The following is a 22,094-nucleotide window of genomic DNA, read 5'->3' on the forward strand; positions in this document are numbered from 1 at the left end:
GCGGGAGCGTTACGGCTGCTGCGCCAGCAGCCAGCCACGAAACGTGGCCAGCGCGGGCAGCGTCTCGTTGCGCTCGGGGTAGACAAGGTAATAGGAGCGCTCGCTGACCATGGCCGCGCCGACTTCGACCAGCCCCGGGCGGCGGTCTTCGTCGTCGATCAGCGCCCGGGGCACCAGGCCCACGCCCATGCCCGCGCGCACCGCCTGCATCAGATGCGAGGTCAGCTCGAAGCTGGGCCCTACCTTCATCTGCCGGTGGTCCAGGCCGTAATGGCTGAACCACTGCGCCCAGCCTTTCTGGTTGCTGGCCACCGTGAGCAGCGTCTGCGAAGCGATCCAGGCGGGCGTCGCGCGCTTGCCGCCCAGGGCCTGCGGACTGGCGATCGCCACCAGAAACTCGTTGTGCAGGCAGTGGGCGCGCAGATCAGGCCAGTCACCGGTGCCCACGGTGATCGCCGCGTCGATCTCCTCGGCATTGAAGTCGATATGGCCTATGCGTGAATGGATGTGCACCGTCACCCCCGGGTGGGCACGGTAGAAGTCGTGCAGCCGCGGCAGCAGCCATTTGGAGCCATGGGTAGGCAGCGTCGCCAGGCGCAGCGCGCCACCGCCCTCCTGGTGCGACATGGCCTGCAGCGTGGCCGCGCGAATCCGGCCCAGCCCGGCGCCGAGTTCCGCGGCGTAGCGCCGGCCCAATTCAGTGAGCTTGACCGAGCGGCCCTGGCGGCGAAACAGGCTGATGCCCAGTTGCGACTCCAGCGTCTGGATCTGCCGGCTCACCGCGCTCTGGCTCAGCGCCAGTTCTTCGGCCGCGCGCGTATAGCTTTCATGGCGCGCCGCGGCCTCGAACACCAGCAGCAGGGACATGGAAGGGGTCAGGCGACGGTAATGCATGAGTTTTATGCAGCAATTGCCGCTGAAATATCCGTTTGTATTGCCGAATTATCGGGCCGATACTTGAGTCTCGCCAAAAACACATGCATTGAACACATCATTGATGCAGTGCCAAGGCCAGCACAAGGCTCCCCCGATGATTGAACGACTTCCCCTGCCCGCGAGCGCGCCCGACGCCGGCTCCAGCGCCTTTCTAGTCGCCCTGCGCGCCGCCGGCTTCGAAGGCGAAATCAGCACCGACTACGCCAGCCGCACGGTGCTGGCGACCGACAACTCGATCTACCAGCGCCTGCCCCAGGCGGTGGTGTTTCCCGCGCATGCCGAGGATGTGCAGACCGTCACGCGGCTGCTGGCCGAGCCCGCGCACCGCGGCGTGGCGCTGACGGCGCGCGGCGGCGGCACGGGCACCAACGGGCAGTCGCTGACCGATGGCATCGTGCTGGACCTGTCGCGCCACATGAACCGCATTCTGGAGATCAACGCCCAGGAGCGCTGGGTGCGGGTGCAGGCCGGCGTGGTGAAAGACCAGCTCAACGCCGCGCTCAAGCCCCATGGCCTGTTCTTTGCGCCCGAGCTGTCGACGTCCAACCGCGCGACCATAGGCGGCATGATCAACACCGACGCCAGCGGCCAGGGCAGTTGCACCTATGGCAAGACGCGCGACCATGTGCTGGCCATAGATTTCGTGCTGCTGGGCGGCGACCGGCTGCGCAGCCAGGCACTGAACGCACAGGAACTCGAGCGCGCCTGTGCGCAGGCCGGCCGCGCGGGCCAGGTCCATCGCACGGCGCGCCGCATCGCCGACACCCAGGCGGAGCTGATCGCCGCCAAGTTCCCGCCGCTCAACCGCTGCCTCACGGGCTATGACCTCGCCCACTTGCGCGCAGCCGACGGTGGCTTCCATCTCAACAGCGTGCTGTGCGGCGCCGAAGGCTCGCTGGGCTGCGTGGTCGAAGCCAGGCTCAACGTCCTGCCCATTCCCAGGTATTCGGTACTGGTCAATGTGCGCTATGCGGCCTTCATGGACGCGCTGCGCGATGCGCGCGCGCTGCTCGCGCTCAAGCCGCTGTCGATAGAGACCGTGGACTCCAAGGTGCTGATGCTGGCCATGCAGGACTTTGTCTGGAACAGCGTCGCCGAGTACTTCCCAAGCGACGCCGCGCAGCCGACACTGGGCATCAATATCATCGAGTTCAGCGGCGACGATGCGCAGGCCGTGGACCACCAGGTGCAGGACTTCATCGCCCATCTGCAAAGCGACGCCGGCGTGCAGCGCCTGGGCCATACGCTGGCCGTGGGCGAGAGCGCGGTCAAGCGCGTCTATGCGATGCGCAAGCGCGCGGTCGGCCTGCTGGGCAATGTGCAGGGCGAAGCCCGGCCCCAGCCGTTTGTCGAGGACACGGCCGTGCCGCCCGAGAATCTTGCCGACTTCATTGCCGAGTTCCGCGCGCTGCTCGACAGCCATGGCCTGCAGTACGGCATGTTCGGCCATGTAGACGCCGGCGTGCTGCATGTGCGCCCGCTGCTCGACATGAAGGACCCGCGCCAGGCGGCGCTGGTGCGGCCGGTGTCCGACGGCGTGGCTCAACTTACGCAGCGCCATGGCGGCCTGCTGTGGGGCGAGCATGGCAAGGGCCTGCGCTCGGAATACGCGCCCGCGTTCTTTGGCGAACTCTACCCCGCGCTGCAGCAGCTCAAGGCGGCGTTCGACCCGCACAACCAGTTCAACCCCGGCAAGATCGCCACGCCCGCCGCAGCCAGAACGCTGCTGCTCAAGGTCGACGGCGTGCCGCTGCGCGGCGAGTTCGACCGCCAGATCGACGAGCGCGTCTGGCAAAGCCATGGCGCGGCCATGCACTGCAACGGCAACGGCGCCTGCTACAACTTCGACCCCGATGACGCGATGTGCCCGTCGTGGAAAGCCACGCGCGAGCGCGTGCATTCGCCCAAGGGCCGGGCCTCGCTGATGCGCGAATGGCTGAGACTCCAGGGCGCAGCCGGCGTCGATGTGCTGCAGGCCGCGGCCGCCAAGCCATCCTTTGTCATCGGCCTGGCCACGCGCTGGCGCAACAGCCGGGCCGCGCGGCGCGGCGAAGCCGACTTCTCGCACGAGGTCTACGCGGCGATGGCCGGCTGCCTGTCGTGCAAGTCCTGCGCGGGCCAGTGCCCGGTCAAGGTCAACGTGCCGGATTTTCGCGCGCGCTTTCTCGCGCTCTACCACCAGCGCTATCTGCGGCCGCTGCGCGACTACCTGATCGGCTCGCTGGAGCTGACCATGCCCTGGATGGCGCGCATGCCCGCGGTCTACAACGGGCTGATGGGCGCCAGCGGGGTGCGCCGCCTGCTGCAAAAGCATATCGGCATGGTCGACAGCCCGCTGCTGAGCCCGTTCGATCTGCAGGCCGTGCTCACGCGCTGGAACGTGCGGCCCGCGCAGCCGCAGGCGCTGCTGGCATTGAGCGAAGAGGAGCGCACGCGCAGCGTGGTGATAGTGCAGGACACCTTCACGCGCTACTTCGACCCCGAGCCGCTGGCCGCGCTGATCGAGCTTGCCTCGCGCCTGGGCTACCGGGTCTGGCTCGCGCCGCTCAAGCCCAACGGCAAGCCGCTGCATGTGCAAGGGTTCCTGGGCGCCTTCGCCCAGGCCGCGGTACGCAATGCACGCGGGCTGTCGGCGCTCGCCGAATCGGGCATCGCGCTCGTGGGCCTGGACCCGGCAATGACCTTGACCTACCGCCAGGAGTACCAGAAAGTCGCGGACATAGGCGAGGTGCCACGCGTCGCGCTGCCGCAGGAATGGCTGCTCGACGTACTGCCCCAGGCCCTGCCAGAACCCATGGTCGACACCCCGCTGTTCACGCTGATGCCGCACTGCACCGAAGCCACGAACGCGCCGGGCAGCAGCGAGCAATGGGTGCAGGTGTTCGCGCGCCGCGGGCTGCGCCTGCGCGCGCAGGCCGTGGGCTGCTGCGGCATGTCGGGCACCTACGGCCACGAGGACCGCAACCTCGCGACGTCCAGGCACATCTACGCCCAGTCCTGGGAGCGCAAGCTGCCAGAAAGTGCAGGGGCCGAAGTCGCGCTGGCCACGGGCTACTCCTGCCGCAGCCAGGTCTCGCGCCTGTCGCAGCGGCAACTGCGCCACCCTGTGCAGGCCTTGCTCGAACAGTTGCGCGCGGCAGCCTGATGGCGGGCCACTGACTGCCGTACAATCCGCACCGGGTGGCATGCCATGGTGACGTGTCAGGAAAGCAGCGAAGGTCGGGCCGCCTCGCTGCCTTGTCACGTCCTCCCTGTCCATGTTCAACATCCCTGTCGAATCGATGGCTGCCGCCATCTTTGGCCTCGCTTTGGCGCACACTTTCGCCGCCAAGCAGTTCGAGCGCCTGTCCCACCGCTTCCCGCGCCACGCCGGCCTGTTTCACCTGCTCGGTGAAGTCGAAGTCGTCTTCGGCTTCTGGGCCATCGTGCTGATTGCGCTCATGGCCCTGGCCAGCGGCGGCGAAGCCGCCCTTCAATACGCCGAGTCGCGCAACTACACCGAGCCGCTGTTCGTCTTCGTGGTGATGGTGATCGCGGCGTCCAAGCCGGTGCTGGCCACCGTGATGTCGACGGTCAACACCCTCGCGCGCTGGGCCCCGCTGCCCACGCCCCTGGCCACCGCCTGGCTGGGCCTGGCCGCGGTGCCGCTGCTGGGCTCGCTGATCACCGAGCCCGCGGCCATGACGATTGCGGCGCTGATGCTCGCGCCGCAGATCTTCCGCCGCCATGTGCCCGAAGGGCTCAAGTACCTGGCGCTGGGCGTGCTGTTCGTCAATGTCTCCATAGGCGGCACGCTGACCGCCTATGCGGCGCCGCCCGTGCTGATGGTCGCGGCCACCTGGGGCTGGGACAGCGCATTCATGTTCTCCCATTTCGGCTGGAAAGCCGCGATCGCGGTGCTGGTGAACGCCAGCGTTGCGGCCTTCTTCCTGCGCCAGCACCTGCGCCCGGCGCTGCCCGGCAATGACGAACTCGACGCGGCCGCGCGCGTGCCGCTGCCCGTCGTCGCGGTCCATCTGCTGCTGCTCGCGGGCGTGGTGCTGTTTGCCCACCACCCGGTGATTTTCCTTGGCCTGTTCCTGATGTTCCTGGGCTTCACCCAGGCCTATGCGCAGCACCAGAGCCCGTTGATCCTCAAGGAAGCGCTGCTCGTGGGCTTTTTCCTCGCGGGCCTGGTGGTGCTGGGCGGCATGCAGCAATGGTGGCTGCAGCCCATCGTGTCCAACCTGGAGCCACTGGCGCTGTTCCTGGGCGCAATAGGCCTGACGGCCATCACCGACAACGCGGCCCTGACCTACCTGGGCTCGTTGATCGTCGGCATCTCGGATGAATCCAAGTACCTGCTGGTCGCCGGTGCGGTGGCGGGCGGCGGGCTCACGGTGATTGCAAATGCGCCCAACCCCGCGGGCGTGGCCCTGCTCAAGCGCGGCTTCGCCGACGAGACCGTCAGCGCGCTGGGGCTGCTGCTCGGGGCCCTGGGGCCCACCGCAGTGGCGGCGCTTGCATTGCTGCTGCTGTGAAAACCCGGCCGCATGGCGGCCGGGCCATAGGGTGCTTCTTCGCACGCGCGCATCTGCGCAGGCGCGGGCCCCCCCCATTGATGGAAAAAATCGATGCTCAGATGAGAAATATATCGTTTTTCTTTATCGTCAAGTCTGCCTACAGTGGCGCTGTCATCCACCCGCCAGCAGGCCTATTCCATGAACGCCACGATTCTCTCCCCTGCCGCCCACCTGTCCGCAGCTATCCCGTTTCACCTCGCATTTCCCGTGCACGATCTCGCCCAGGCGCGTGCTTTCTACGGTGAATTGCTCGGCTGCCCCGAAGGGCGCAGCTCGGACGCCTGGGTGGACTTCAACTTCTTCGGCCACCAGATCGTTGCCCACCTCGCGCCCGACGAATGCGGGCAGCGCGCCCACAGCGCGGTCGACGGCCACGACGTGCCGGTGCGCCACTTTGGCGCCGTCATTCCCATGGACCTGTGGCAGGCCATGGCCGACAAGCTGACCGCGCGCGGCACGGACTTCGTCATCGCGCCCTATATCCGCTTCAAGGGCGAGCCTGGAGAGCAGGCGACGATGTTCTTTCTCGACCCCTCGGGCAATGCGGTGGAGATGAAGTCGTTTGCCGACCTGGATTCGCTGTTCGCCAAATAAGGCGCATCAGCGCCGGGCGCGGCGCCCGGCCTTGGGCGCAGACCCTTCGGCGGCGTCGCGCAGGCATTGCGCGAGCAAGGCCACGGCCGGCGTGCTCGCGCGCGGCCGGCGCTGCAACAGGCCGATCTCGCGGTGAAAAGTGTGCTCGCCCAAAGGCAGCACGCGCACGCCGGCGGGCAGCGGCAGGTGGGCCTCGACCAGCGGCACCAGTGCCACGCCCACGCCCAGCGCGACCAGGTGGATCAGCGCCGAAATCTCGTCGACTTCGACCGCATCGCGCACGGCCAGGCCTTCGCGGCGCACAAAGCGCTCGACCATGCGCCCGCCAAAGGACGTGCGTTCGTAGCGCAAAAAGGGATGCTCCTGCAGCAGCGCGCGCCAGTCGCGCCCCTTGACGTGCGCGGGCACCACCAGCACAAAAGCCTCGTGCACCAGCGGCTGCCAGGTGAGCTCGGGCAGCATGCCCAACGGCGGGCGGATGATGAGCGCGGCGTCGATCTTGCCCGCGTCCAGGTCGTCCATCAGCCCCATGGAGATGCCAGGCGTCACATGCACGCGCAGTTGCGGGTGCGCGGCGCGCAGCGTGCCTATGGCCCGCGCCAGCAGGCTTGCCTGCGCCGACGCGATCGCGCCTATGCGCAGCAGGCCGGATGCGCCGGCCTCGCCGGGCAGGTCGGCGAGCTGGGCGTAGAGCGCCTGGATCTGCTCGGCGCGCGCCAGCGTCGCCTGGCCCGCGGCGTTGAGCGTGGCCGAGCGCCCGGTGCGATCGAACAGCGCAAAGCCCAGCGACTCCTCCAGCCGCTTGATCTGGCTGCTCACCGCCGACTGCGTGAGCCCTATGCGCTCGCCGGTCGCGGCAAAAGTGCCATGGCGGCAGACGGCGATGAAGGTCTTGAGTTCACTCAGCATGGCTCAGCCGGCGATTGCCAAGGTCCGTGGGCATGCCTCTGCGCGCGCCAGCGCATCGGCGAAGGCATTCTTGTGGCGCGGAATCCAGCGCACCAGCACGCTGTCGAACAGCGGCAACAGCGCGCGCGCCTGCTCATAGGTCGCGAACAGGCGCTCGATGCGCTTGGGATTCGCCTGGGCCAGTTGTTCCGCGAGGATGCTGTTGTCGGTGTGCAGCAACACCTGCCGCACCTGCTGGGCATGCAGCCACTGCAGCGCGTGGATCGCGGCCAGCGCTTCGGCTTCGTTGTTGCAGCCCTGGTGTGCCAGCGCCTGGCTGAAGCAGTGCGAACTGCCGTCAGGCGCATAGGCAACGCCACCTATGCGCATGCGCCCGGGGTTGGGCGTCGCGCTGCCATCGATGTAGACCGTCCAGAGTTGCGAATCCATGCCACGAGCTTACCCGCATCGCGCCCAGGCGCGGCCCGATGAAGGCCGTTTTCCTACAGCGGGGCGTGAATCAGCGCACTACATTGATCAGAACCGCCGCAGCGCATTCACTTGAGGAAGAACCGGGCCATGAAAAAAACCGCGAAGAAAACCACCGCAGCAGTCGCCAGGACCGTCGCCAAGCAAAAGGACATTCAGGCCCAGCAGAACGCGGCGGACAAGAAGCCCAAGAAAGCCAAACCCGCACAGCCGGCCCCTGGCCCGGGACGCAAGGCACCGAGCGCGCCCATGAGCCGCCAGCACCTGACCAAGCCCGGCAAGGAAGCGCAGATGCAGCAGCAGCCCCACTACGACGCGCCCGGCTACCAGGGCAGCGGCAAACTCAAGGGCATGACGGCGCTGATCACGGGCGGGGACTCCGGCATAGGCCGGGCCGTGGCGATTCTTTATGCCCGCGAAGGCGCGAATGTCGCGATTGCCTATCTCAACGAACATGAAGATGCAAAGAAGACCTGCGCGCTGATCGAAGCCGAAGGCACGAAGAGCATTGCGATTTCCGGCGATATCAAGAGCGCGAAGTTCTGCGCCGACGCGGTGAAGAAAGTCGTCAAGCAATTCGGCGGCCTGAACATCCTGGTGAACAACGCCGCTTTTCAGGAGCATGCGGATTCGCTAGAAGATCTGAGCGAAGAGCGCATAGAGGAAACCTTTCGCACCAATATCTTCGGCTATATGCACATGGCCAAGGCCGCGCTGCCCCATCTGTCCAAGGGCGACTGCATCATCCATACCGGCTCGGTGACCGGCCTGAGCGGCAGCGCGAAACTGCTTGACTATTCGGCGACCAAAGGCGCGATCCACGCGTTCACCAAGGCCCTGGCGTCGAATCTCGCGGGCCAGGGCATTCGCGTCAACGCGGTCGCACCCGGGCCGGTATGGACGCCGCTGAACCCCGCCGACAAAAGCGGCGACGATCTTGCGCAATTCGGCGCCGACACCGACCTGGGCCGCGCAGCCCAGCCCGAGGAAATCGCGCCCGCCTATGTGTTTCTGGCCGCGCCCTGCTGCGCGAGCTATATCACCGGCATCGTGCTGCCGATCACGGGCAGTGTCGGCGGCTGATTGCCCAAGCCGTCGGCCATGGGCTTTGGAGCTACACTTACCTACCGAAAGGTAAATAAGGGTTTTACCCAGCTCCGGGCATGACTGCGCCGAACGGCAACACCTTGTATCGCGCCCCGGGTCACCTATACTTTTTCCTCCACCAGAACAAAAATGGGAGCACGATGGCAACTCGTCGTCCAAAAGAAGACACGGCCGCAGCGACCGAAGGCTTCAGGCCGCGCGTCGACAACCGACCGGAACAGATCATAGGCATCGCCTGCCGGCTGTTTGCCCGGCGCGGCTACGAAGGCACGTCGCTGCGCGATATCGCGGAGGAGGCCAAGATCACCAAGGCTGCGCTGTACTACCACTTTCCCAACAAGGAAGCGCTGTTCCACCGCATCGTGCTGGATTCGCTGCGCGCGCTGATCGATTCCGTGCGCGCCGCCGTCGACGCCGCGCCCACACCGCTGGAGAAAGTGCGCCAGTACATGCTGGTGTCCGCGGACTTCATGGACGCCGACCGCGACTCCTGGATGGCCGGCTCGAACGCGTTCTGGATGGGTGCCGAGAGCGAGCAGCGCACGCTGACGATCGCGCTGCGCAACGAGTACGAAAACCTGCTGCGCAGCTGCATTGCCGATGCCATTCAAGCGGGCGAGTTCAAGCCCCACAACGTCGCGCTGACCGGGCGTTTTCTGCTGTCGTCGCTCAACCAGATGACGCGCTGGCACAACCCCAAGGGCCCGATGTCCACGCGCGAAGTCATAGAGGAATATCTGGATATGGCACTGCACGGCTTGAAGGCCACAGGGCGCAAGTAACCACCAGCTGGCCACGCGCGCCATGCGGCCGGCGACACGCGGTGAGGTGTCGACCGCTTGCTTCCTGAGCGTTTGCGTCTGGACATGGGCGCAGCACCTCCTGCCGGGGGTGCCCGTTGCAAGGGTGATTCAGGAGAGTCGATGGGGATAATTGCGTTCCATTCTTCAACGCAGAGGTCACGGCTTGCGCAAGCGATCCTGATTTTTAAATAGAGAAAGTGAAGCGTATGTTGACCTCCTTGTCGACCAACAAAACATGCATTTCAACGCCTCTCAGGCCGCGCCGCCTGTTCATTCTGAACAACTGGCTTGGAGCGCATGCCAGAGATATTTTTGAAGAACCGCTTGAGAACGTCAAATACACAAGATCATTTTTTCGCATGATGAGCAAAGAAGCAGCTTGCGCATAAAATTTGAAGAAAAATCATTTTTTCACATATTCTTCCCAGACCGTCTCCCAATGACCGAAGATAAGCGGCAGTTAATATATTATTACGCCGTCAATGCATTCAACTGGAGCGCACTCGGACTTTATACTGTGTCGCTTAGCTGGCTTGTACTTGCGACCACCCATAAAGCATCTTCAGTCGGATTTTTCTATCTTCTTGCCAGCGCTTCAAGCTTGCTCATAAGCCCGTTTCTTGGCCCTTTGCTCGGCAAGTCAAAATACACGATTTTCCTGATCCTTGCATCAGCCACTGTACGTAGCGTCGCACTCACAATCCCATTACTATTGGCAACTCTGAACGCTGGCGCTGCAAATGCCCTTGTTTTTCTGGTGGCAATTTTGTTCGGGCCATCGAATTCGGTTTTTGGAGCCGCTTCGGAAGGAATGATGCTGCGCAGTTGGTCCCCGGACCATCGGTCAGCGATTGCCCGGCGGGTAGGCCTGATCCGTCAAATTGCTTTAGCCATCGGCTTTTCAAGTGCAGGTTTTCTTGTTGCTGAATTTGGCAGCCAAATCACAAGTGCAATTGCCGCTGTTTTAGGAATGGCGAGTGCATTGATCTGCCTACGCTTGGGCAATAAAAACCTGGAAGTTACTCCAAATTCTATTTCATATAAACGGAGCTATTTATTGCGACTGACCGATGGAATCGCCATCATTGGATCAACACCTATGCTGCTTCTCCCATGCGTGGTTGCAACGCTTGGTTTCTCGGTTTCGCAGATGTCGAATGCCTTGCTCGCGCCCATAGTCACATCTCAGCAAAAAGCAGCAAACGAATTTGGCCTGATAACAAGTGCGTGGGCTGTCGGCGCAATAACCGCCGCGCTGCTGATAAACATAATCTCCGTGAAATCCAATAAAGTGGTTAATTGGTTGCTGCCTTTGCTGCTTCTCGGAGTATTAAGCATCGTTTTTTCGCATACACAATCAACCATTGCACAGATAGGACTCTTCACGGGAATGGGGGCTATTTTTTCTTACTTGAGAATAAGCTCAGGAACACAAATTGCGCTACATACTCCATCGAAAGCAATAGCCAAAGTACAACTCACGCTTTCAAACTTAATCAGCCTAACAGCGCTATCCATATATATAACCCCTTGGCTACTGGAAAGCCTGGCCCCTGCATTGATTTTTTCGATATGGGGAATCACGATTATCGTCGTAAGTTTTGGTGTGTTGCTTTCATTGAAGTTCTTCGACAAAGGGGATTCTTTCGTCCAGGCCCCGGCCGGCGCAATGGCCCGCGGCGAGCATGCCGGCGAAGACGAGGCGTCGAACAGTCCCGCCTTGCCCAAGGCCAGGTAGCGACCCAGCCATTTGCGAGCGGTGGGGGCCGGACACCCGCTGCACCGGCGCTCAAGCCCTTATCGGACCTTCATCACTGGCGCGCCACCGCAACATGGTTGCGGCCCTGGCCCTTGGCGTCGTACAAGGCCTTGTCGGCCGCATCCACCACCATGGTGCTGGATGCTTCCAGAGCGCAATCGCTGGTGCAGGCGAGGCCGATGCTGACCGTGATGCGCACCGCGCCAGTGCGCTCAGTGCCCAGTGACATCCCCTCCACCTGCAGCCGGAGGAATTCTGCCAGCTTGGCCGCGCTCGCTGCATCGGTTTCGGGCAGCAGGATCGCAAATTCATCGCCGCCATAGCGCGCCACCAGGCTGCCCGGGCGCTGAACCACATGCGTCAGCACCCTCGCGAAGCTCTTGAGCACCTCATCGCCAAAGGGATGGCCGTGGTCATCGTTGAGCTGCTTGAAGTGGTCCACATCCAGCATCAGCAGCGACAGCGCAGACCCGAGTCGACGGGATTCGCCCCGCCTGGATTCAAGCACCTCGTCGAAGCGCCGGCGATTGGCCAGGCCTGTCAATGCATCCTTTCCCGCCAACGATTCCAGATGCTGGGTCAGCTGGTGCAACTCTTCCTGCTGCCGGCGTGAAGCGGTGACATCGACATGCGAGAAAAAGCTGCTGCCATTGGCCTGGGTGCCGCGCAGCTCCACGATGCGCACCCAGCGGTTTTGCGGCAGCGCCAGCACGTAGGGGGCACCCGAAAAACGTTGCCGCTCCTTGAGGACGGCGAGACCTCTTGCATAGTCCGCCGTCGGCTCCGCGCGCCGCCAGGTTTGCACATAGATGTCGTCGAAATGGCGTGCGCCCAGGTTTTCCATGTCGGGTTGGCCATACAGCACCAGGAATGCGTGGTTGGCCCACACGGCCCGGTCCTGCTCATCCACCATCAGGATGCCGTCTGCCAGGCTCTCCAGTGCCCTGGCCGTATCGGCGGAAATCTGCCCGGGCAGTTGCCCCGGTCTCGGGTTGACGCGATCCTGCATTCCCGGCAACAAGGGCGTGGTCTTGCGCCACAGCCTGACCCGGCCAAAAGCGCCCAGCGATACCGAAGCCGCCCGCACACGATAGCCGTGGTGGTCGAACTCGAAAGCGCGTTGCTGCAGGTGATGGCGCTGCACACCTTCCTCGATGTAGCGCTCCATGGAGGGCAGCTCCTCCTTGCTGAGCCGGCCCAGATAGAAGCGCCGCAGATTCTCGCGGTAGTCCTCGCCTTCATGCACATGGCCCGCATGCTCGGGAAAGAACTGCAGGAAGGTGTCGTTCCAGAGTACCGTCCTGTGCCTGGTATCAAAGATACAGATGGCCACTTCAAGCTGGTCGAGAGCCAGTGCAACCAGGCGGAGGATGGAGATCAACGGTGTTTATGAAAGAGAAGGGACTGGGCAATTATCGATGAAGTGCAGGAAAGCAGCTCTGCGGCTTGAAAAAATGCCGGGCTGATCAGCCATGGCTCGATCTGGTCACAGGCGGCGTTGGGAGGTGATGGACAGCCTCAGGCGTTGGCCACGCCAGCGCAGCGCAGCGCAGATAACCAACGGCAGGCAGGACAGACTGCGGACCTGTGGGGCAGATTGCGCACACCGAGTTGAAGCCGTCTGACCCTCGCTTGCTGCGGCGGTTGACACGAGCAGGGCAAAAGGCATAACCCGTCTCCATCAGCCACACGAGCACGGTCCACGGCCGGTGCCCTCGCAGCTCAACCCATCCCGTCTAGGGTTACTCCCCATTTTTCAACTTACCTGCCGAACGGTAGAATTATTTGCACCAGGAAGGCCCAAGCTCTTGCCCGGGCATGCGCAAGGCATGCCACCGCACTTTCAAAAAGGATTGCAGCAGCATGTTGATTCGACATTTACGCCTCGGTCTTGCCGCCATTTTCGCGATTTTCTGCGCCGTGGCGGCGCAGGCGCAGCCGGTGCAGAGCTTCCCGACCAAGCCCGTGCAGATCATCGTGCCCTATGCCGCCGGGGGGGTGACCGACATCCTGGCGCGCATCGTCGCCCAGCGCCTGTCCGAGCGCTGGAAGCAACCCGTGATCGTCGACAACCGGCCCGGCGCGGGCACGGTGATAGGCACGGCGGCCGCAGCCAAGGCACCGGGCGACGGCCATACCCTGTTGATCACCGCATTCGGCTTCACGGCCAACCAGGTGCTGGTGCCCAAGCTGCCCTACAAGCCGGCGGCGCTCGCGCCGCTGGCGATGCTGGCCGACTCCTACAGCTACCTCTATGTCAATGCCGCGGTGCCGGCCAACACCGTGCCCGAACTGATCGCCTATGCCAAGGCCCATCCGGGCATGACGTTTGCCTCGTCGGGCAATGGCTCCAGCCCGCATATCGCGGCCGAAGGCTTTGCCGGGCGCACGGGCATAGACATCGTGCATGTGCCCTACAAGGGCAATGGCCCGGCAATCAACGACCTGGTCGGCGGCCAGGTGCAGGCGCTGTTCGACAGCTCGGCAACGATGAGCTTTGTGCAGACCGGCAAGCTCAAGGTGCTGGGCATAGGCAGCACCGCGCCGATCAAGCGCTCGCCCGACATCGTGCCGATTGCCAAATCCGGCGTGCCCGCGCTGGCCGACTTCACGGCCAGCGGCTGGTTCGGCATGTTCGTGCCCTCGTCCACGCCGCAGGCGCTGCAAAAGAAGATCCATGCCGATGTGCAGGCCGTGCTCGAAACCAAGGACATGCACGACGCGATCTACAAGACCGGGCTCGAACCCGCGCTGATGACGCAGCAGGGCTTTGCCGACTACCTCAAGAAGACGCTGGCCACCTGGGCGCCGGTGATTCGCGAACGCAAGATCCGCCTCGACTGAGCTGCACCCTATGACACACACCACCACTTCCATTCCCGACATGCCCGCGCTGGGGCGCCTGGCCGGGCGGCGCATCGTGGTCACGGGCGCAGGCTCGGGCATTGGCGCGGCCATTGCCCAGCTGTTTGTTGCCGAGGGCGCAAAGGTCGCGGCCATCGACCAGAACGTCGCCGGCATCCATGCGTATTTCCAGCCCGGGCATGGCATTGCGCTCCAGGCCGATGTCTCCACTGAGGCCTCGGTGGCCCAGGCCGTCGACAGCGCGGCCCAGGCGCTGGGCGGCATCGACGGGCTGGTGAACGCCGCCGGCATTGCGAATGGCGAACTGCTCAGCGAAGTGCGCCTCGACGACTGGCGCCGCGTGATCGACGTCAATCTCACGGGCAGCTTTCTGCTGGCACGCGCCTGCTACCCCTATCTGCGCCAGGTGCAGGACAGCACCATCGTCAACCTGTCCTCGGGCCAGGGCCTGCAGCCTTTCATGCGCCGCGGCGCCTACGCGGCGTCCAAGGCCGGCGTGATCTCGCTGTCCAAGTCGCTGGCCATGGAATGGGCGCCGATCCGCGTCAATACCCTCTGCCCGGGCGCGGTCGACACGCCCATGGTGCGCAACGGCTACGACCCCGAAGTGCTGCGCACCCAGGTCGGCGCGCGCTATGCGCTGGGCCGCGTGGCCGAAGCCGTCGAGATCGCGCGCGCCGCGCTGTACCTCACGGGCGGCGAATCCTCGTTCATCACCGGCGTCGCCCTTGCGGTGGACGGCGGCCGCAGTTACCACTGACCGGTGTCGGTCGACTTTTCCCCCTCGCTTCCATGACACAGAACCCTCACCTTTCCGCCGTCGACCCCTATGCCGCATTCCGTGAGGAACTGCTGGAATTCACGCAGCGGCCCGAACTCAGCGTCCTCAAGGAGAAAGTGCGCAGCAACCAGAAGATGTCGCGCGCGGAATTCAGCGCCTGGCAAAAGGCCTTGCATGCCAAGGGCTGGGCTGCGCCCAACTGGCCGGTGGCCTACGGCGGCACGGGCTGGGACCTGCAGCAGCGCTATCTGTTCGAGGAAGTCACGGCCCAGGCCGACTGCCCGCCGCAATACCACCACGGCATAGGCCATATCGGGCCGGTGATCATGCATTTCGGCAGCGACGCGATCAAGAGCCGCTTCCTGCCGCGCATTCTCGACGGCAGCGAACACTGGTGCCAGGGCTACTCGGAGCCCGGCGCGGGCTCGGACCTGGCCTCGCTCAAGACCAGCGCGGTGCGCGACGGCGACGACTATGTGCTCAACGGCCAGAAGATCTGGACGTCGCACGCCCATGAAGCCGACATGATGTACACGCTGGTGCGCACCTCTAGCGAAGGCCGCAAGCAGGCCGGCATCTCGCTGCTGCTGGTGCCGCTGGACACGCCCGGCATCGAGATCCGCGAGATCCGCACCATAGACCAGTGGCACCATGTCAACGAGGTCTTCCTCAACAATGTGCGCGTGCCGGCGAAGAACCTGGTCGGCGAGGAAGGCGAAGGCTGGAAATGCGCGAAGTTCCTGCTGGACCGCGAACGCCTGTCGCCGGCCACCGTGCCGCGCCTGACGCGCCAGCTCGAACAGGTCGCCGAACTGCTCGCGCAAAAGATGCAGGCCCAGCCGGGGCTGCCCAGCATCCACGCGCTGCAGGAGCGGCTGTTCCTGGCCCAGGCCTCGGCCAGGGGCTCGCGGCAGATGCTGCTCAGCGCCATCCAGGAGGAAATGCGCGGCACGCTGGCCTCGTCCAAATCCTCGGCGCTGAAACTCCACACTTCGGAGCTGTCGCAGCAGATCGTCGGCATTGCCTTCGATATCGCCGGCCCCGAATACGCGGCCCGGCTGGTGCCCGAGATCGCAGCGCCCGATGGCGCCGACGACATGGATATCGAACGCCAGCTGACCCATACCTATTTGTTCTACCGTTCACGCAGCATTGCCGGTGGCACCAGCGAAGTGCAGAAGAACGTGATTGCCCGCGACCTGTTTGGAGCCTGAGATGACTTTCCATGTGACCCCGATGTTTCCCGGCGACCTCTACGACTCGACGGACCGTATGGCGGCTGCAGGCGCGGCCCAGTGGAGCCAGATTCTCGAACTCGGCTGGCAGGGCGTGCTGGTCGGCGAAGACCATGGCGGCGTGGGCGCGACGCTGGCCGAGTTCTCGGCGATCGCCGAAGCCGCGGGCCGCAACGCGCTGGCGCTGCCGCTGATCGCGCGCTGCGTGGTCGCGCCCATGCTGCTGGCCGCGGCCGGAGAGAATGCCGCGGCGCGCGCGCTGCTGGCGCAGTTGTCTGCGGGCGAAGCCTCGGTCTGCCCGGTGCTGGGCAGCGGCGTGCAGGCCACGCCCGATGGCGCAGGCCAAGTGCGCCTGCAAGGCCGGCTCTTGGGCGCGGACCTGAGCGCCGAGGCCAGCCATCTGCTGTTCAATACGGCCACCCAGTTGGTGCTGATCGATGCCAAGGACTTGCCAGAAGCGCGCTATTACAAGGGGCTTGACGGCCGCCGCACGGCCGATATCGCGCTTGATGGCATCAGCGTCGACGCCGGCCAGGTGCTGCTGCAGGGCGATGCCGTGCCAGCCGCGGTCAAGGCCGCAACCGATACCGGCGCCGTGATGACCAGCGTGCAGACCGTGGGCGCGCTGGGCGCCATGGTCGAGCAGACCATTGAATACCTGACGACGCGCAGCCAGTTCGGCGTGCAGTTGTCGACCTTCCAGGCGCTGCGCCACCGGCTGGTGGAAATGTATGTGGCCTATGAAAGCGCGCGCGGCCTGGTCAAGGACGTGACCGAGGCGCTCTCGTCCAATGCCGCGGCCGACCCGCGCGATGCCGCGCTGACCAAGCTCTATCTGGCCAGCGTGGGCCGGACTGTGGCAGAGTCGGCGATCCAGCTGCACGGCGGCATGGGCATGACCACCGAAATGCCGGCCGCGCGCCTGGCCATGCACACCCTGATGTGCAATCTGCAATACGGCGACCGCTTCCACTGCCTCGATGCGCTGTCGGCGCAGATGGCCAACGATGTGGCTGCACTCGCCGCTGCCTGAGACCTGTCGTCCGCAAACCTACAAACCCGTTCGGGCTGAGCCTGTCGAAGCCCGCACCTTTCGATCCTTCGACCAGCTCAGGCTCAGGGTGAACGGATTTAACGCACCGCACGCCAACGCGCATGACTTCCACCCGCAACGACCATCCCATGCAAACAATCCACTCCCTTTTCTTTCCCGAATCGGTGGCGCTGATCGGCGCCTCCTCCGACCCGGAGCGCATAGGCGGACGCGTGCTGCGCTTCATGCGCGAAGGCGGCTACCAGGGCACGATCTACCCCATCAACAAGGGCGAAGCCCTGGTGCAGGGCCTGCAGGCGTACAAGAACATCAGCGAAGTGCCCGGCCCCGTAGACCAGGCCGTGATCATCATTCCCGCGGCCGGGGTCGAGACCGCGCTGCGCGAAGCCGTGGCCAAGGGCGTCAAATCCGTGCAGATCCTCACCGCGGGCTTTGCCGAAATCGACGAGACCGGCAAGGCGCTGCAGCAAAAGCTGGTCGACATCTGCCGCGAAGCCGGCGTGCGCATGCTGGGCCCGAACTCGCTGGGCTTGCTCAATCTTTCCAATCACTATTCGGCGACATTCTCGACCGCGCTCAACGGTCTGCGCCCGGTCAAGGGCCATATCGCGCTGGCCACGCAAAGCGGCGCCTTCGGCTCGGCCACCTATGGCATGGCCTCGCTGCGCGGCCTGGGCTTTTCCAAGATCATCGCCACCGGCAACGAGGCCGATGTCGATGTGGCCGAATGCATTGACTACCTGGCCGACGACGCCGAGACCCGCGTCATCTGCGCGGCCGTCGAGTCCTGCAAGGACGGCAAGCGCCTGCGCCAGGCACTGCTCAAGGCCGCCAGGGCCGGCAAGCCGGTGCTGATCATGAAGGCCGGGCGCACCGAAGTCGGCGCCACGGCTGCGGCCACGCACACCGGCTCGCTGGCCGGCAATGACACGGTCTACGACACGGTGTTCGCCGAGTGCGGCGCCTACCGCCCGCAGTCCATCGAGGAGATGCTGGACATCGCCTATGTCTGCGCGGTCACGGGCGCACTGCCGAGCAATTCCGAAGTCGCGATTCTCACGGGCTCGGGCGGCATAGGCATTCTGATGGCCGACCATGCGAGCGACCATGGCCTGGCGCTGCCGCCGCTCTCCAACGAAGGCAGTGCCGCGGTGCGCGAAGTGCTGCCGTTTGCGGTCGCTGCCAACCCGCTGGACACCACGGCCCAGGTCACGGCCGTGGCCAGCGGCGTGACGCGCACGCTGGACGCGCTGCTGACCCATTCTTCCTATGGCACCGTATTTGCATATCTTGCGCATGTCGGCCTGTCGCCCAGCCGCTTCCAGTCGACCAGCGACGAGCTGATCGCACTCAAGGCCAGGTTCCCGGATCGCGGCATCGTCATGGTGATGCTCGCCACGAAGGAAGTCGCGGCCGCGCTCGACGCCCATGGCATTCCGACTTTCGCCGACCCCTCGCGCGCAGTGCTGGCGATTGCCGGCGCGCGCCGGCTCGCCAGCCGCCACAAAGCGCTGTACTCGCCCTCCTGCGCGCAGCGCGCAGTCCAGCCGCTGGGCGATGTCTCGACCGAAGCCGCGGCCAAGAAGGTGCTGGCCGAAGCCGGCCTGCCCATGCTGCCCGAAAGCGTCTGCACCAGCGCCGAGCAGGCAGCGGCCACGGCCACGTCCTATGGCTTTCCCGTGGTCGCCAAGATTTCCTCGCCCGATATCGCGCACAAGACCGAAATCGGCGGCGTGATGCTCAATCTGCAGGACGCCGATGCCGTGCGCCACGCCTATGGCGAACTGCTGCGCCGCGCCCAGGCGGCCGCGCCCGAAGCGCGCATAGCCGGCGTGTTGATCACGCCCATGCTCAAGGGCGGTGTGGAGACCATCATGGGCATCCATATGGACCCGACCTTCGGGCCCATGGTGATGTTCGGCTCGGGCGGCACGGCCGTCGAACTGTTCAAGGACGTGGCGTTTGCGTCGGCCCCGGTGAACGCCGCGCGCGCCCGCGAACTGGTCGATGCCGTGCAGTCGTCGCGCCTGCTGCGCCAGTGGCGCGGCGGCCCGCAGTACGACGAGCAGGCGCTGGTCGATGCGATCTGCAAGCTGTCGGCGTTTGGCCAGGCCCATGCCGATGTGCTCGAAAGCATCGATGTGAACCCGCTGGTGGTGCGCGAACAAGGGGCGGTGTGCCTGGATGCGGTGATTACACTGCGCTGAGTCCCGGAGACAAGACATGACCCAGAACCTTGAAGAAAAATTGCAGGCCCTGCTTGACCGCGAAGCCATTCGCGAAGCCATGTACGCCTACTGCCGCGGCATAGACCGCGGCGACGAAGCCGCGCTGCGTTCGGCCTATTGGGAGGACGGAAGCGACCGGCACGGCGCCTACAACGGCAGCGCCAGCGGTTTCATTGAAAAGGCGCTCAAGTCGCGCAGCAGCGGCTTGCGCATGATCCACCAGGTCAGCAATATCTCCATCGTGCTCGAAGGCCGGCATGCGGCCGTGGAAAGCTATTTCCAGGCCTTCCAGTACGACACCGACCCGGCAACGGGCCGGCTGCGCGAGACGTTTCTGTGCGGCCGCTATGTCGACCGCTTCGAGAAGCGTGCGGACGAGTGGCGCATCGCGGCGCGCACCGTGGTCTACGACTGGATGAAGGAAGCGCCCGCGCCCGAAGGCGACGAGGCCACGCGCTTTGGCCTGCGCGCGCCGCAGGGGCGGATGAAGCCGGAGGATGCGTGGTATGGGTTGTTGCGGCAGGAGCCGTTTGCGAAATAGATCCGGTCTGCGATCGGCCCAAACACCGGTGCGTGAAAGTTCTGGCGCGCAACCTTCGTGAACTACGCCCTGAAACGCCCTTCGACAAGCTCAGGGCGAGCGGTGTTTGGCAGGCCGAGCCTGCCCCGCCCTTCTCCTCCCGAAATCTTTAGCCGCTAAAAAAGCGGGGCTGGTCTCCCAGCCCCGCATCAAATGGCAACCCGCAAAGGCCGCCTCCCTGCCACAGGCGTCAGGCTTGCGCCGACTCCCGCAGATGCTCGAACGCAAAGCCGCGGTAGCCATCGCGCACGGCCGCGCCCGTGAGTTCACGGTATTTCTGGAAACCACCGGTGAACAGCGTCAGGCCCAGCGGCTTGTCCTTGACATTGGCGCCCACATACCAGGTCTTGGCCTTGGTCAGCAGCGTGCGCTGCGAGAGTTCATAGACCAGGTCCATCCAGCCCTGCTCGGCTTGCGCCGTAGGCTCCATGCTGGCCAGCCCGTTCTTTTCCATATGCACCATGGCCGCGGCGATCCAGTCGACATCGTGTTCGCTGATGCGGACGATGTTGGCCAGCGCGGCCGGGCCGTTGGGGCCGGTGGTCATGAACAGGTTGGGGAAGCCTTCCATCATCAGGCCCAGGTAGGAACGCGCACCGTCCTTCCACTTGTCGTTGACCTTGCGGCCATTGCGGCCGACCACGTCGAACGCCAGCAACGCGCCCGTGAGGCCGTCATAGCCGGTGGCGAAGATCAGCACGTCGAGTTCGATCTCGCCCGCCTCGGTGCGCACGCCCTTCTCGGTGATCTCGACGATAGGGTCCTTGAGGCAGTCGACCAGGTGGACGTTGGGGCGGTTATAGGTTTCGTAGTAGCTGCTGTCCAGGCAGGGCCGGCGCGCGAAGATCGGATAGTCGCGCGGCTTGAGCGCTTCGGCCGTGGCCGGGTCGTCGACGACTTCGCTGATCTTGCCGCGCACGAATTCCGCGACATGCTCGTTGGCCTCGGGGTTGCTCATCAGATCGCAGAAGGTGCCCAGCATCGCCAGGCCGCCATTCTTCCAGGCGTCTTCGAGCAGTTGCCGGCGCTGCCTGGGCGTGACGCTGAAGAACGCGCGCGTAGACTGCGGCCGCACGCCGCCCACGGCGCTGTTGCGCGCCGATTCGCGTATGCCCGCATAGTGGCGCTTGACTTCGGCCACATACGCAGGCTCGAGGTTCTCGTTGCGCATGGGCATGGTGAAGCTGGGCGTGCGCTGGTAGACAAACAGCTCGCCGGCTTCCTTGCCGACTTCCTGCACGATCTGTATGCCGGTCGAGCCCGTACCTATCACGCCCACGCGCTTGCCCGCGAAGCTGACGGGTTCGTGCGGCCAGCGCGCGGCGCGCAGCAGCTGGCCCTTGAAGCGCGCAATGCCGGGAATTTCCGGGTCCTTGGGCACCGACAGCGGGCCCGTGGCCATGATGCAATAGGTCGCTTCCAGCGTCTCGCCCTGGTCGGTCTTCACGCTCCAGAGCTTGCGTTCCTCGTTCCAGACCGCGCTGGTGACGCGCGTGTTGAACTGGAAGTGCCGGCGCAGGTCCAGGCGCTGTGCGACGAAGTTGATATAGGCCAGCAGCTCGGGCTGGGCCGCGAACTGCTCGGACCAGGTCCATTCCTGCTCGACTTCGGGCGAGAACGAGAAGCTGTAGTCGATGCTGGGCAGATCGACGCGCGCGCCCGGATAGCGGTTCCAGTACCAGACGCCGCCCAGGTCGCCGCCGGCCTCGAAGCTCTGGATCCTCAGGCCCATCTCACGGAACTTGTAGGTGGCATACATGCCGCCGAAGCCGCCGCCGACAATGACTACGTCGAGGCGGCGGGGGGATGTTGGGTTGGTGTTTTGCATTGTTGTCTCCTGCTATTTTTGATTCGGAAAAAATCCAATGACTGGCCCTTCGACAGGCTCTCAAGAAACAGCTTTTTTTGTCAAATAAATCAATGACTTAGCAATGGTCGGTTTTGTGCAAACATCGATCGCAAAGTCATGATTTTTTCCAAAACGAATAGCTAATGGCCGTTCGCCCTGAGCTTCCCTAGGCGGGCCCATCGAAGGGTGTCTCCACCCTCGGCCAGTGCGCCAGTTCATCCTTCGACAGGCTCAGGACGAACGGGATTTTTAGGTCATGCCTCACCCTGTTTCTTGATAACGCCTGGCGAGACCCGGCTCGCTTACCTCGCTCAGGACGAACGGGAAAAAAGGCACACGCCCTGGGTCCTGAGCTTGTCGAAGC

17 protein-coding genes and 1 pseudogene are annotated in these 22,094 nt (G+C 64.5%); 12 read left to right on the top strand and 6 right to left on the bottom strand.

Features of this window, described 5'->3' with window-relative positions:
• Positions 1–9: 9 nt before the first annotated feature.
• A complete protein-coding gene (locus tag GVL12_RS19360; RefSeq protein WP_200843919.1) occupies positions 10–867 on the bottom strand; it encodes a LysR substrate-binding domain-containing protein in 858 nt (285 codons plus the stop codon).
• Between the two features lie 163 nt (positions 868–1,030).
• On the opposite strand from GVL12_RS19360, the gene GVL12_RS19365 reads away from it, so the two are divergent.
• The 3 genes from GVL12_RS19365 to GVL12_RS19375 all read left to right on the top strand — a co-directional run bounded on the left by GVL12_RS19365 (position 1,031) and on the right by GVL12_RS19375 (position 6,092).
• The gene (locus GVL12_RS19365; protein ID WP_200843920.1) at positions 1,031–4,081 is read left to right on the top strand and encodes an FAD-binding and (Fe-S)-binding domain-containing protein; all 3,051 of its coding nucleotides are present in this window, start codon (positions 1,031–1,033) and stop codon (positions 4,079–4,081) included.
• Between the two features lie 112 nt (positions 4,082–4,193).
• The gene (locus tag GVL12_RS19370; RefSeq protein WP_159917131.1) at positions 4,194–5,456 is read left to right on the top strand and encodes a putative Na+/H+ antiporter; all 1,263 of its coding nucleotides are present in this window, start codon (positions 4,194–4,196) and stop codon (positions 5,454–5,456) included.
• A 180-nt stretch (positions 5,457–5,636) separates the two neighbouring features.
• Entirely contained in the window at positions 5,637–6,092 is a 456-nt protein-coding gene (locus GVL12_RS19375; protein ID WP_159917133.1) for a VOC family protein, read from the top strand.
• Positions 6,093–6,098: 6 nt separating this feature from the next.
• Here GVL12_RS19375 and GVL12_RS19380 read toward each other — a convergent pair whose 3' ends face one another.
• Together GVL12_RS19380 and GVL12_RS19385 are read right to left on the bottom strand one after the other, a co-directional pair.
• Entirely contained in the window at positions 6,099–7,001 is a 903-nt protein-coding gene (locus GVL12_RS19380) for a LysR family transcriptional regulator (protein ID WP_159917135.1), read from the bottom strand.
• Positions 7,002–7,004: 3 nt separating this feature from the next.
• Positions 7,005–7,430 (bottom strand): ribonuclease HI family protein, encoded by a 426-nt coding sequence (locus GVL12_RS19385; RefSeq protein ID WP_159917137.1) that lies wholly within the window; start codon positions 7,428–7,430, stop codon positions 7,005–7,007.
• A gap of 129 nt (positions 7,431–7,559) precedes the next feature.
• On the opposite strand from GVL12_RS19385, the gene GVL12_RS19390 reads away from it, so the two are divergent.
• The 3 genes from GVL12_RS19390 (at position 7,560) to GVL12_RS19400 (ending at position 9,768) form a co-directional block, all read left to right on the top strand.
• The gene (locus tag GVL12_RS19390; RefSeq protein WP_159917139.1) at positions 7,560–8,552 is read left to right on the top strand and encodes an SDR family oxidoreductase; all 993 of its coding nucleotides are present in this window, start codon (positions 7,560–7,562) and stop codon (positions 8,550–8,552) included.
• A gap of 164 nt (positions 8,553–8,716) precedes the next feature.
• The gene (locus tag GVL12_RS19395; protein ID WP_159917141.1) at positions 8,717–9,358 is read left to right on the top strand and encodes a TetR/AcrR family transcriptional regulator; all 642 of its coding nucleotides are present in this window, start codon (positions 8,717–8,719) and stop codon (positions 9,356–9,358) included.
• 239 nt (positions 9,359–9,597) lie between these two features.
• Positions 9,598–9,768 carry a hypothetical protein gene (locus GVL12_RS19400; protein ID WP_235033917.1) on the top strand — a complete coding sequence of 57 codons (171 nt, stop codon included), beginning with the start codon at positions 9,598–9,600 and terminating at the stop codon, positions 9,766–9,768.
• A 1,264-nt stretch (positions 9,769–11,032) separates the two neighbouring features.
• Here GVL12_RS19400 and GVL12_RS19405 read toward each other — a convergent pair.
• Both GVL12_RS19405 and GVL12_RS19410 read right to left on the bottom strand, forming a co-directional pair.
• Positions 11,033–11,146 (bottom strand): annotated as a pseudogene (locus GVL12_RS19405) (leucine zipper domain-containing protein); the annotation flags it as partial.
• A gap of 44 nt (positions 11,147–11,190) precedes the next feature.
• Complete coding sequence (locus tag GVL12_RS19410; RefSeq protein WP_159917145.1) at positions 11,191–12,519, bottom strand: diguanylate cyclase; 1,329 nt, start codon at positions 12,517–12,519, stop codon at positions 11,191–11,193.
• A 482-nt stretch (positions 12,520–13,001) separates the two neighbouring features.
• Here GVL12_RS19410 and GVL12_RS19415 point away from each other — a divergent pair, with 482 nt between their 5' ends.
• From GVL12_RS19415 to GVL12_RS19440, 6 genes are all read left to right on the top strand, one after another.
• Positions 13,002–13,982: a tripartite tricarboxylate transporter substrate binding protein gene (locus GVL12_RS19415; RefSeq protein WP_159917147.1), complete on the top strand. Its 981-nt coding sequence runs from the start codon at positions 13,002–13,004 to the stop codon at positions 13,980–13,982.
• A gap of 10 nt (positions 13,983–13,992) precedes the next feature.
• On the top strand, positions 13,993–14,763 hold the full coding sequence (locus GVL12_RS19420) for an SDR family NAD(P)-dependent oxidoreductase (RefSeq protein ID WP_200843921.1): 771 nt from the start codon (positions 13,993–13,995) through the stop codon (positions 14,761–14,763).
• A gap of 32 nt (positions 14,764–14,795) precedes the next feature.
• Positions 14,796–15,998: an acyl-CoA dehydrogenase family protein gene (locus GVL12_RS19425; protein WP_159917149.1), complete on the top strand. Its 1,203-nt coding sequence runs from the start codon at positions 14,796–14,798 to the stop codon at positions 15,996–15,998.
• 1 nt (position 15,999) lies between these two features.
• Positions 16,000–17,052, top strand: a complete 1,053-nt coding sequence (locus tag GVL12_RS19430; protein ID WP_159917151.1) for an acyl-CoA dehydrogenase family protein — start codon at positions 16,000–16,002, stop codon at positions 17,050–17,052.
• A gap of 149 nt (positions 17,053–17,201) precedes the next feature.
• Complete coding sequence (locus tag GVL12_RS19435; protein WP_159917153.1) at positions 17,202–19,280, top strand: acetate--CoA ligase family protein; 2,079 nt, start codon at positions 17,202–17,204, stop codon at positions 19,278–19,280.
• 16 nt (positions 19,281–19,296) lie between these two features.
• On the top strand, positions 19,297–19,842 hold the full coding sequence (locus GVL12_RS19440) for a nuclear transport factor 2 family protein (protein WP_159917155.1): 546 nt from the start codon (positions 19,297–19,299) through the stop codon (positions 19,840–19,842).
• A 229-nt stretch (positions 19,843–20,071) separates the two neighbouring features.
• Here GVL12_RS19440 and GVL12_RS19445 read toward each other — a convergent pair whose 3' ends face one another.
• A complete protein-coding gene (locus tag GVL12_RS19445) occupies positions 20,072–21,709 on the bottom strand; it encodes an NAD(P)/FAD-dependent oxidoreductase (RefSeq protein WP_159917157.1) in 1,638 nt (545 codons plus the stop codon).
• Between the last annotated feature and the right edge of the window lie 385 nt (positions 21,710–22,094).

This window comes from Pantoea sp. 18069 (assembly GCF_902706035.1).
Lineage (GTDB): Bacteria > Pseudomonadota > Gammaproteobacteria > Burkholderiales > Burkholderiaceae_C > Comamonas.

Bases quoted from the DNA above. Each gene is read 5' to 3' on its own strand.
- GVL12_RS19430 (WP_159917151.1), top strand. From the start codon at position 16,000: ATGACTTTCCATGTGACCCCGATGTTTCCCGGCGACCTCTACGACTCG.
- GVL12_RS19445 (WP_159917157.1), bottom strand. From the start codon at position 21,709: ATGCAAAACACCAACCCAACATCCCCCCGCCGCCTCGACGTAGTCATT.
- GVL12_RS19375 (WP_159917133.1), top strand. From the start codon at position 5,637: ATGAACGCCACGATTCTCTCCCCTGCCGCCCACCTGTCCGCAGCTATC.
- GVL12_RS19395 (WP_159917141.1), top strand. From the start codon at position 8,717: ATGGCAACTCGTCGTCCAAAAGAAGACACGGCCGCAGCGACCGAAGGC.
- GVL12_RS19370 (WP_159917131.1), top strand. From the start codon at position 4,194: ATGTTCAACATCCCTGTCGAATCGATGGCTGCCGCCATCTTTGGCCTC.
- GVL12_RS19420 (WP_200843921.1), top strand. From the start codon at position 13,993: ATGACACACACCACCACTTCCATTCCCGACATGCCCGCGCTGGGGCGC.
- GVL12_RS19435 (WP_159917153.1), top strand. From the start codon at position 17,202: ATGCAAACAATCCACTCCCTTTTCTTTCCCGAATCGGTGGCGCTGATC.
- GVL12_RS19415 (WP_159917147.1), top strand. From the start codon at position 13,002: ATGTTGATTCGACATTTACGCCTCGGTCTTGCCGCCATTTTCGCGATT.
- GVL12_RS19365 (WP_200843920.1), top strand. From the start codon at position 1,031: ATGATTGAACGACTTCCCCTGCCCGCGAGCGCGCCCGACGCCGGCTCC.
- GVL12_RS19440 (WP_159917155.1), top strand. From the start codon at position 19,297: ATGACCCAGAACCTTGAAGAAAAATTGCAGGCCCTGCTTGACCGCGAA.
- GVL12_RS19360 (WP_200843919.1), bottom strand. From the start codon at position 867: ATGTCCCTGCTGCTGGTGTTCGAGGCCGCGGCGCGCCATGAAAGCTAT.
- GVL12_RS19425 (WP_159917149.1), top strand. From the start codon at position 14,796: ATGACACAGAACCCTCACCTTTCCGCCGTCGACCCCTATGCCGCATTC.
- GVL12_RS19380 (WP_159917135.1), bottom strand. From the start codon at position 7,001: ATGCTGAGTGAACTCAAGACCTTCATCGCCGTCTGCCGCCATGGCACT.
- GVL12_RS19390 (WP_159917139.1), top strand. From the start codon at position 7,560: ATGAAAAAAACCGCGAAGAAAACCACCGCAGCAGTCGCCAGGACCGTC.
- GVL12_RS19385 (WP_159917137.1), bottom strand. From the start codon at position 7,430: ATGGATTCGCAACTCTGGACGGTCTACATCGATGGCAGCGCGACGCCC.